At 67.4% G+C, this 6358-nt stretch carries 7 protein-coding genes; 2 read left to right on the top strand and 5 right to left on the bottom strand.

Annotated features, from left to right (window positions below):
- Together PK606_RS15735 and PK606_RS15730 are read left to right on the top strand one after the other, a co-directional pair.
- Positions 1–1184 (top strand): DNA methyltransferase (locus PK606_RS15735; protein WP_324565294.1); only part of this gene is annotated, 1184 nt, incomplete at its 5' end.
- A gap of 110 nt (positions 1185–1294) precedes the next feature.
- Positions 1295–2167: an SAM-dependent methyltransferase gene (locus tag PK606_RS15730; RefSeq protein WP_324565293.1), complete on the top strand. Its 873-nt coding sequence runs from the start codon at positions 1295–1297 to the stop codon at positions 2165–2167.
- Between the two features lie 115 nt (positions 2168–2282).
- Here the strand turns inward: PK606_RS15730 and PK606_RS15725 are convergent, their stop codons facing one another.
- The 5 genes from PK606_RS15725 to PK606_RS15705 all read right to left on the bottom strand — a co-directional run.
- Positions 2283–3371, bottom strand: coding sequence for a sulfate/molybdate ABC transporter ATP-binding protein (locus tag PK606_RS15725; protein ID WP_324565292.1), 1089 nt, complete (start codon positions 3369–3371; stop codon positions 2283–2285).
- Positions 3368–3529 carry a hypothetical protein gene (locus PK606_RS15720; RefSeq protein ID WP_324565291.1) on the bottom strand — a complete coding sequence of 54 codons (162 nt, stop codon included), beginning with the start codon at positions 3527–3529 and terminating at the stop codon, positions 3368–3370. The genes PK606_RS15725 and PK606_RS15720 overlap by 4 nt, the downstream gene beginning before the upstream one ends.
- Complete coding sequence (cysW, locus tag PK606_RS15715) at positions 3526–4377, bottom strand: sulfate ABC transporter permease subunit CysW (protein WP_324565289.1); 852 nt, start codon at positions 4375–4377, stop codon at positions 3526–3528. The genes PK606_RS15720 and cysW overlap by 4 nt, the downstream gene beginning before the upstream one ends.
- 203 nt (positions 4378–4580) lie before the next feature.
- Complete coding sequence (gene cysT / locus PK606_RS15710; RefSeq protein ID WP_324565288.1) at positions 4581–5453, bottom strand: sulfate ABC transporter permease subunit CysT; 873 nt, start codon at positions 5451–5453, stop codon at positions 4581–4583.
- Between the two features lie 146 nt (positions 5454–5599).
- Positions 5600–6358: sulfate ABC transporter substrate-binding protein (locus PK606_RS15705; protein WP_324565287.1), on the bottom strand; the 759-nt coding region annotated here is incomplete at its 5' end.

Genomic DNA, 6358 nt, shown 5'->3' with positions numbered 1-6358 from the left:
CAACCTTGCGGGAAGCTAGAGAAAAGCCGAAGACACAGCAGAAGCGCGTATGGGATCCAGAGACAAAGAGCTTGAAGCAAGCTAGAGACGACGATGGGAAGCTTGTCTATTACGAGGACACAGAACGAACCATTGATGACGTGTGGCGGTTGCCTTACCTGATGCCGGCGGATAAGACGGAGAAGCTTGACTATCCGACTCAGAAGCCAGAGAAAGTTATTCAAAGAATAATTGGGTCATCGACGAGTGAGGGTGATCTGATCTTGGATTGCTTCATCGGATCCGGTACGGCTGCCGCGGTTGCGCAGAAGCTTGGCCGCCGCTGGGTCGGCTGCGATATCAACAAGGGCGCGATTCAGACTACCGCCAAGCGGCTGCAGCTTGTCATGGCGGAGCAGGCCGGTAAGAACGGGCCAGCGCAGGGCAAGCTGCTGAGCGAGGGCGATGCGCCTTTGCCGGCACAACTTGGCTTCACCCACTGGCGCGTCAACGACTATGACCTCGCGATCCAGCACAACGAGGCGGTAAACCTGGCCTGCGAATACCTGGGCGTGGAGCGGTTGCGCAATGATCCGTACTTCGATGGTCTGCTGGGCAAGCGGCTGGTCAAGATCATTCCCTTCGGCCATCCGCTCTCGCCAATGGACCTGGAGGCGATCAAGAACGAGCTGGACGCCCGGCCTGACGAAGACCGTGCAATCACGGTGGTGTGTCTGGGTAAGGAACTGGCCAGCGACACCTGGCTGACCGAGTGGAACCGCCTGCGCAAGAAGAAGACCGATCCGCACCACATCGAGGTCATCGAACTGCGCAACGATCCCAAGTACGGCGGCTTCATCCAGCACGAGCAGGCACAGGCGCGCGTGGCGGTGAAGCGCAAGGCCGACAAGCTGCATGTCGAAATCATGGATTTCGTCTCCCCAAGCATCCTGCAGCGCCTGGCCCAGCAGTCGGGCGTTGTCCAGGCCAAGGTCGCCGACTGGCGCGCCATGGTGGACAGCGTGATGATCGACACCGCCTACGATGGCGCCGTGTTCAACGTGACGCTGGCCGACGTTCCCGCCCGCAAGACCGATTTCGTCGCTGGCGATTATGTGCTGGACGCACCCGCAGGAGACACGACAGTCGCGGTGAAGATCACCGACATGCTGGGCGAAGAATTACTGTTGCCCACCGTAGTATGAATAAGTGGGCCGGATCTAACGACACGTTCGTGCGTCAGTCAACTTGCGATGTTCACCCATTCGAATCACGTTCTCTAGTTGATATGTCCAGCCTTACTCGCCGCAGCTTGTTGGGCACGGCGCTTGTCGCCGCCATACCTACCTGGGCGCAGGACAAGCCACCAGCCTACGAACCCAAGCGCGGCCAGTTCGGCAAGGACGTGGTCTGGGTAGCGACGCCCGACGCCATGGTCGACCGCATGCTGACGCTGGCCGGGCTGACGCCGCAGGACAAGCTGATCGACCTGGGCGCAGGCGACGGCAAGATCGTCATCGCCGCCGCGCGCGCCGGCGCCGAGGCGCTGGGCATCGAATACAACCCGGAGCTGGTGCGGTACGCACGCAGCCGTGCCGAAGCCGCCGGCGTGGCCGAGCGCGCCCGCTTCGAGCGCGCCGACATCTTCGATTACGACTTCTCGCGCGCCAGCGTGATCACCCTGTACCTGCTGCCGCGCCTGAACCTGCGCCTGCGCCACCGGCTGATGGCGCTGAAGCCCGGCACGCGCGTGGTCTCGCATTCGTTCGAGATGGGCGACTGGGTGCCCGACGAAACCACCCACGCCGGCGGCAGCACGGCTTTCCTGTGGGTGGTGCCGGCCAACTTCGGCGGCGAATGGCAGCTGCGCTTCCCGCTCGCCAGCGGCGCCGAGGCGCGCGCGCTGCTGACCGTGAAGCAGCGCTTCCAGCAGATCGAGGGCCTGGTCCGGTTCGATGACTTCAACGCCACCCTGCGCCAACCGCTGCTGGCGGGCGACCGCGTGCGCTTCGCGCTGACCGACGGCGAAGGTCGGCTGCGCGAGTTCGATGGCCGCATCGACGGCCGCGAGTTCACCGGCACCGTGACCCAGGGCGAGGCGCGCGTGCCGTTCAGCGCCACCCGCACTGCCACGGCGGTGCCGCCGATCGCCGGCAGCGAGCCGCTGCCGGTACCGAAGGGCGAGTAGGGAAACCAGGATTCGGCAAGGTCCCGCGACCTGCCAGCACTTCGACAAGCTCAGTGCGAACGGGGGTTTCGGTACATCGAACGTCAGACGGAAGGCATGGCTGGCGCCGCAGCCATCAGATCATCATCGCCGGATCGTCCACCGCTTCCAGGAACACGCGCGCCTTGCGCGGCGACACGCTGACGGTGTCGCCCTCCTTGACGCCGAGCTGGCGGAATTCGTCGGCCGGCAGCTGCGCTTCCAGGATCTGGTCCGGCTGGTCGCGCGGCGTCAGCTCCAGCCGCGCCAGCGGGCCGACCACCAGCGCACGGTCCAGCCGCGCGGCCAGGCCAGGCGCGCCGGGCGCGTACGGCGCCACCGCCAGGTCGCTCGGCCGCACAAAGGCCATGGCTTCGGCATCCGTGGCGCTGGCGTGCTCGGGCGCGGCGATCTGCCAGTCGCCCACCCGCAACTGGCCGCCACTGGCACGACCGCGGAACAGGTTGACGTCGCCCAGGAAGCCATAGACGAAGGGGCTCGCCGGCTGCTCCCACACCTGCTGCGGCGTGCCGACCTGCTCGATGCGGCCGTGGTTCATCACCACCACGCGGTCGGCCACTTCCAGCGCTTCCTCCTGGTCGTGGGTGACGAAGATGCTGGTCACGTGCAGTTCGTCGTGCAGGCGGCGCAGCCAGCGGCGCAGTTCCTTGCGCACCTTGGCGTCCAGCGCACCGAACGGCTCGTCAAGCAGCAGCACTTGCGGCTGCACCGCCAGCGCACGCGCCAGGGCGATGCGCTGGCGCTGTCCGCCCGAGAGCTGCGACGGGTAGCGGTCGGCCAGCCAGTCGAGCTGCACCAGGCCCAACAGCTCCTGCACCCGGGCCTTGATCGCGCTTTCCGCCGGTCGTTCGCGGCGTGGCTTCACGCGCAGCCCGAAGGCCACGTTCTCGGCCACCGTCATGTGGCGGAACAGCGCGTAGTGCTGGAACACGAAGCCGACCTGGCGCTCGCGCACGTGCACGCCGGTGGTGTCGGCGCCGGAGAACAGGATGTTGCCGGTGTCGGCCGATTCCAGCCCGGCGATGATGCGCAGCAGCGTGGTCTTGCCGCAGCCCGACGGGCCGAGCAGCGCGACCAGTTCGCCGGAAGCGATGTCCAGGCTGACGTCGTCGAGCGCGCGGAAGTTGCCGAAGTGTTTGGTGACGTGGCGGATTTCGATGCTCATGGTGGGGTGGCCTTTTCAATACCGGACGCGAAGGACGCGAAGGTTTCGGGAAGGACGCAAAAGAACAGCCAAGCGTTGTTTGTCCTTTGGGTGCGAACGCTGACAGCCGAACTCATGCAGTTTTTCGCGTCCTTCGCGTCCGGCTGTCCGGTCTTCATGCCGGCCGCTCCGGCGACAGCTCGGCGATGGCCTTCCGCTCACGCTCGTGCCGCCATTCCACCGCCGTCTTGACGATCAGCGTGACGATGGCCAGCAGCGCCAGCAGCGAGGCGACGGCGAACGCGGCCTGGCCCTGGTATTCGTTGTAGAGCACCTCGACGTGCAGCGGCATGGTGTTGGTCTGGCCGCGGATGTGGCCGCTGACCACCGACACGGCGCCGAACTCGCCCATGGCGCGCGCGTTGCACAGGATCACGCCGTAGATCAGGCCCCACTTGATGTTGGGCAGCGTGACGTGCCAGAAGGTCTGCCAGCCGCTGGCGCCCAGCACCTGCGCCGCCTGCTCCTCGTCGCTGCCCTGCGCCTGCATCAGCGGGATCAGCTCGCGCGCGATGAACGGGAAGGTGACGAACACCGTCGCCAGCACGATACCCGGCACCGCGAACACGATCTTGATGTCGTGCGCGGCCAGCCAGGGCCCCAACCAGCCCTGGGCGCCGAACACCAGCACATAGATCAGACCGACCACCACCGGCGACACCGAGAACGGCAGATCGATCAGCGTGGTCAGGAAGGCCTTGCCCTTGAAGTCGAACTTGGCGATGCACCAGGCGGCGACAACGCCGAACACCAGGTTCAGCGGCACGGTGATCGCCGCCGTCAGCAGGGTGAGCCGGATCGCGGCCCCGGCATCGGGCTCGCGCAGCGCGGCCCAGTAGGCGCTCCAGCCGCCGCGTAGCGCCTCGACGAACACCGCCGCCAGCGGCAGCACCAGGAACAGCAGCATGAAGCCGAGCGCCAGGCCGGTGAGCAGCCAGCGCACCGCCGGCGCCTCGGTGGTGCGCACGCGGACCGGGCTGCTGCGCTGCCCGGCTGCGCCTGGTGCGCTGCCCTCCGAGGGGGTGCTCGCCCCCTGGGGACGGCCCGGCGGCGGTGAGAACGTGCCCCCACGCTCCCCGGCTGCGCCTGGTGCGCTGCCCCCCGAGGGGGTACTCGCCCCCTTGGGACGGCCCGGCGGCGGCTCGGGCGCGATGGACAGGGCGATCTGCGTCATGCGCCGACCCTCTTGCGCTGCCAGGTCTGCAGGCCATTGATGACCAGCAGCAGGATGAAGGAGGCCAGCAGCATCACCGAGGCCACCGCCGTGGCGCCGACGATGTCGTATTGCTCGAGCTTGCCGATGATCACCAGCGGCGCGATCTCGGAGACCATCGGCATATTGCCGGCGATGAAGATGACCGAGCCGTACTCGCCCACCGCGCGCGCGAAGGCCATCGCGAAGCCGGTCAGCAGGGCCGGCGCGATGGCCGGGAAGATCACGCGCCAGAAGGTCTGCCAGCGGGTGGCGCCGAGGCAGGCAGCGGCCTCTTCCAGCTCGCGCTCGGTGTCTTCCAGCACCGGCTGCACGGTGCGCACCACGAAGGGCAGGCCGATGAAGATCAGCGCCACCACCACGCCGGCGGGCTGGAACGCGATCTGGATGCCGTGCGGCTCCAGCCACCGGCCGATCCAGCCGTTGCCGGCCAGGATGGCGGTGAGCGCGATGCCGGCCACGGCGGTCGGCAGCGCGAACGGCAGGTCCACCAGTGCGTCGACCAGTTTCTTGCCCGGGAAGCGGTAGCGCACCAGCACCCAGGCCACCAACAGGCCGGCCACCACGTTGACGCCGGCGGCTACCGCCGAGGCGCCGAAGCTGAGCCGGAACGAGGCCAGCACGCGCGGCGCGGTCACCGCGGCCCAGAACTCGGCCCAGTTCATCGACAGCGTCTTGATGACCAGCGCCGACAACGGGGTCAGCACGATCAGGCTCAGGTACAGCAGGGTGTAGCCCAGCGTCAGGTTGAAGCCGGGCAGCACGCGATGCGCGCCGCGGCGGCGCGGTGCGGCCGGCGACGGGGGCATGGCGCGCGTGGCGGTGTTCATGGAGCAAGCTCGGTTCAGGGCTGCGGATCAATGCCCGCGCGCTGTGCGCGCTGGGCCGTTCGCGGGCACCCGCGGAACTGGCTTTGCCAGGCCGCTGGGTGCGTCCCCCTTCCGGGGGGAAGCGGCCGCAGGCCGCTCAGGGGGGATCACTTATTCGGCTGGTACAGCTTGTCGAACTGGCCGCCATCGTTGAAGTGCACTTTCTGCGCCTCGCTGAGCGAGCCGAAGTACTCCTTGACGGTGAACAGCTTGATCGGCTTGAACACGCTGGCGTACTTCTTCAGCACCGCCTCGTCGCGTGGTCGCACGCCATGCCGGGCGGCGATCTCCTGGCCTTCGGGCGAGTACAGGTAGTCCAGGTAGGCCTTGGCCTCGGCGGCGGTGCCCTTCTTGCTCACGGTACGCTCGACCACCGCGACCGGGTTCTCGGCCACGATCGAGGCCGAGGGATGGATCGCCTCGACCTTGCCCTTGCCGAACTCGCGCTCCACCGACACCACCTCGGACTCGAAGGTGACCAGCACGTCGCCCAGGTTGCGCTGCAGGAACATGCCGGTGGCGTCGCGCCCGCCGCGCGCCAGCGCCGGCACGTTCCTGTACAGCCTGGTGACGAACTCGGCCGCCTGCGCATCGCTGCCGCCCTTGGCGCGGATGTGACCCCAGGCGGCCAGATAGGCCAGGCGACCGTTGCCGCCGGTCTTCGGGTTGACGACCACGACCTTGACGTCGGGGCGGGTCAGGTCGTCCCAGTCCTTGATGTTCTTCGGGTTGCCCTGGCGCACCAGAAACAGCATGGTCGACGTGGTGGGCGAAGCGCCGTGCGGGAAGCGCTCGGCCCAGTCCTTGGCGACCACGCCGCGCTCGGCCAGGTAGTCGACGTCGGTGGTGGTGTTCATGGTCACCAC

Origin of the sequence: Ottowia sp. (assembly GCF_035444425.1) — a bacterium.
Lineage (GTDB): Bacteria > Pseudomonadota > Gammaproteobacteria > Burkholderiales > Burkholderiaceae_C > Ottowia.
This window is presented reverse-complemented; position numbering and strand designations above follow the sequence as displayed.